The sequence below is a fragment of the Micromonospora sp. NPDC004336 genome, assembly GCF_053602615.1.
In genome coordinates this window covers 1-2,581 of the sequence record NZ_JBSGDY010000329.1, presented here as the reverse complement: position 1 = coordinate 2,581, position 2,581 = coordinate 1, and the positions used below count along the sequence as shown (strand labels likewise).

Sequence of the window (2,581 nt, the reverse complement as noted above, 5' to 3'; positions counted from 1 at the left end):
CCACCGGCGGCGTCGCCGGACGCTCGGCCATCGGCGGCGTCGCTCGGCGCGGTCACGCCGGCTCCCAGGTCGCCACGAAGTAGGCCACGCCGTAGGGCGCCGCGTCGTAGGTCACCTCGCCGCGCCACTGCCCGCCCGTCGCGTCCGCCGCGCCGGCGAGCACCTGCCAGGCCGCCCGGCCGGCGACCCTCAGCTCCGCCGACAGCCCCGGGTCCAGCCCGCGCAGGGCGTCCGCGTCCGCGCCGGCCAGGGCGCGGACGACCCCCTCGTCGTACGCCTGCGCGCGGGGGTCGTCGTAGCCGGGCGCCTTCTCGCCCCGGCAGGCGGACCCGTCCCCCAGTACCAGCAGGGCGACCCGGCCCTCGGCTCCGCGTACCAGCTCCGCCCCGAGCGCGGCGCACTCGTCGGGGGCCGCGTCGGCGGCGACCGCCGAGGCGAACCGGGGCAGGTCGGTGCCGGTCCGGCCGAGCAGCCACGCGCCGACGGTCAGGCTCAGCGGCAGCCGCTCCCCGCCGGCGCAGTTGGTCTTCCACAGCCGGACGTGCCGGTCCACCCCGTACGCCCGCAGGGAGCCGTAGTCGGCGCTCCGGAAACGGACGGTCTCCGGCCCGCCGCCGACCAGCAGGATCTGGTCGGGCGCGGCGGCGAGCAGCCGGCCGACGGCCGCGTCGCACGCCGCGCGCAGGTCGTCCAGCTCGCCCGCGGCGGCGCCGGCCACCTCGGGCAGGAGCAGGGGCGGATGCGGGCAGACGGCGGCGGCGACCAGGGGCACCCGTCCACCGTAGCGGGACACCCCGGTGCGCCCCCGCGCCGATCCGGTCATTCGGGGGCTAGGACACCGTATGGTCACGGTCGGCGATAGGCGCTCGACGCGGACGGGGTCGGACCTGTGACAATGCCGGGAGTAACTTTGCTGCGCCGTGGCGGCGATCGTGGGGCTGCTCCCCGACGCCGGGAGAACGAGGATGGGCACATGAGCGACTGGACTGCCTTCGGACGGGTGGACGCGGACGGCACCGTGTACGTCAAGACCGCCGAGGGCGAGCGGGTGGTCGGATCCTGGCAGGCGGGAGCGCCCGAGGAGGGGCTGGCCCACTTCGCCCGCCGTTTCGACGACCTGGTGACCGAGGTCAACCTGACGGAGGCGCGGCTCAACTCGGGTGCGGCGGACGCCGGCCACTCGCTGACCACGATCCGCCGGATCCGTGCCTCGCTCGCTGAGGCGCACGTCGTCGGCGACATCGACGCGCTGGCCGCCCGGCTGGACCGGCTCGCCGCCGTCGCCGAGGAGAAGGCCGGCGAGGCCAAGGCCGCCAAGGAGGCCGCCCGGGGCGAGGCGCTGGCCCGCAAGCAGGCCCTGGTCGAGGAGGCGGAGAAGCTGGCCGCCGAGTCGACCGGCTGGAAGACCGCCGGCGACCGGCTCAAGGAGATCCTCGACGAGTGGAAGACCATTCGCGGGGTCGACAAGAAGACCGACGGCGAGCTGTGGAAGCGGTTCGCCGCCGCCCGGGACGGCTTCACCCGTCGCCGGGGCGCCCACTTCGCCTCCCTCGACGCGCAGCGCAAGCAGGCGCAGTCCGCCAAGGAGGAGCTGGTCGCCGAGGCGGAGAAGCTGAAGGACTCCACCGACTGGGCGGCCACGGCCAACCAGCTCAAGGACCTCATGAACCAGTGGAAGGCCGCCCCGCGCGCCTCCAAGGAGGCGGAGCAGAAGCTCTGGGAGAGGTTCCGGGCCGCGCAGGACGAGTTCTTCACCCGGCGCAGCGAGGTCTTCTCGGCCCGCGACAACGAGCAGCGGGCCAACCTGGAGCGCAAGCAGGCGCTGCTGGCGGAGGCCGAGGCGCTTGACGTCGACGGTGACCCGAAGGGCGCCCAGGCCAAGCTGCGGGAGATCCAGGCGCAGTGGCACGAGGCCGGCCGGGTGCCCCGCGAGGCGGCCGCCGGGCTGGAGCGGCGGCTGCGCGCCGTAGACGACAAGGTCCGCGAGGTGATGGACTCGGCCTGGCGGCGGACCACCAAGGAGGACAACCCGCTGCTGGCCCAGATGCGGGCGCAGGTCGCCGAGGCCGAGGAGCGGCTGGCCCGCGCCCAGGCCGCGGGCGACGCCAAGCGGATCCGCGAGGCCGAGCAGGCGCTCGCCTCGAAGCGGCAGTTCCTCCAGCTCGCCGAGCAGGCCGGCTGACCCCGATCCACCCCGGAAGCCCCTGCTCCCTGTCGGGAGCGGGGGCTTCCGCACATCCCGACGACACCTGCCCCGCGCCGGTCCCGGGGACGATCGCCCGCTCAGTCCCGCGCCGTCCCTACGCTCAGTCCCGCGCCGCGCCCGGGGCGGTCCCGCGCCATGGCCGGATGCGATCCCCACGCCGCGCCCGGGGCGGTCCCACGCCATGCCCGGGGCGGTCCCGCGCCGTGCACGGATGCGGTCCCGCGCCAGGCCCGGATCGATCCCGCGCCGCGCCCGGGGCGGTCCCGCGCCCTCCCGCGCCATGTGCCCGCGCCGGTCCCGATGCGCGTCCATCCCGCGTCCCGCACGCCATGATCCGGGCAACTTCCGGGAAACAGTGGCCTCCGGGGTTCCGGG

Annotated in this window: 2 protein-coding genes; one reads left to right on the top strand and one right to left on the bottom strand. The window is 76.0% G+C overall.

Features of this window, described 5'->3' with window-relative positions; genetic code table 11:
* Positions 1 to 52: 52 nt before the first annotated feature.
* On the bottom strand, positions 53 to 823 hold the full coding sequence (locus ACWENR_RS30415; protein WP_452280381.1) for a class III extradiol dioxygenase subunit B-like domain-containing protein: 771 nt from the start codon (positions 821 to 823) through the stop codon (positions 53 to 55).
* 150 nt (positions 824 to 973) lie between these two features.
* Between ACWENR_RS30415 and ACWENR_RS30410 the strand changes: the two genes are divergently transcribed.
* Positions 974 to 2,182, top strand: coding sequence for a DUF349 domain-containing protein (locus ACWENR_RS30410; protein ID WP_452280380.1), 1,209 nt, complete (start codon positions 974 to 976; stop codon positions 2,180 to 2,182).
* Positions 2,183 to 2,581: the final 399 nt, after the last annotated feature.

Bases quoted from the DNA above. Each gene is read 5' to 3' on its own strand.
- ACWENR_RS30415 (WP_452280381.1), bottom strand. From the start codon at position 823: ATGACCGGATCGGCGCGGGGGCGCACCGGGGTGTCCCGCTACGGTGGA.
- ACWENR_RS30410 (WP_452280380.1), top strand. From the start codon at position 974: ATGAGCGACTGGACTGCCTTCGGACGGGTGGACGCGGACGGCACCGTG.